The organism is Streptomyces chisholmiae, assembly GCF_031845445.1.
Classification (GTDB): Bacteria; Actinomycetota; Actinomycetes; order Streptomycetales; family Streptomycetaceae; genus Streptomyces; species Streptomyces chisholmiae.
In genome coordinates this window covers 1-388 of record NZ_JAVREO010000305.1, presented here as the reverse complement: position 1 = coordinate 388, position 388 = coordinate 1, and the positions used below count along the sequence as shown (strand labels likewise).

Genomic DNA, 388 nt, shown 5'->3' with positions numbered 1-388 from the left:
AACGCCCGAGTTGACCCGCGCCTACCTGTACGCCAGGTGCTTGACCATCGCCGGCGGGACATCGGAGATCATCCGCAACACGATCGCCGAGCGCCTGCTGGGGCTGCCGCGGGATCCGCTGGCGAAATGACAGACGCACCGCTGGCGGGGATCACCGTCGTAAGCCTGGAACAGGCCGTCGCGGCCCCTTTCGCCACCCGTCAGCTCGCCGACCTCGGGGCCAGGGTCATCAAGGTGGAGCGCCCGGACGGCGGTGACTTCGCGCGTGGATACGACACGGCGGCGGGCGGGCTGGCCTCGCACTTCGTCTGGTGCAACCGGGGCAAGGAGTCGCTGGCGGTCGATCTGAAGGACCCGCGCGCGCTGGCGGTGGTACGGGAACTCGTCG

General features: G+C 69.8%; 2 protein-coding genes. Both read left to right on the top strand.

Annotated elements, in window-relative coordinates:
* A partial coding sequence (locus RM844_RS33320) for an acyl-CoA dehydrogenase family protein (RefSeq protein WP_394814668.1) occupies positions 1 to 130 on the top strand: 130 nt, incomplete at its 5' end.
* Positions 127 to 388: CoA transferase (locus tag RM844_RS33315; RefSeq protein ID WP_311671151.1), on the top strand; the 262-nt coding region annotated here is incomplete at its 3' end. The genes RM844_RS33320 and RM844_RS33315, both read left to right, overlap by 4 nt.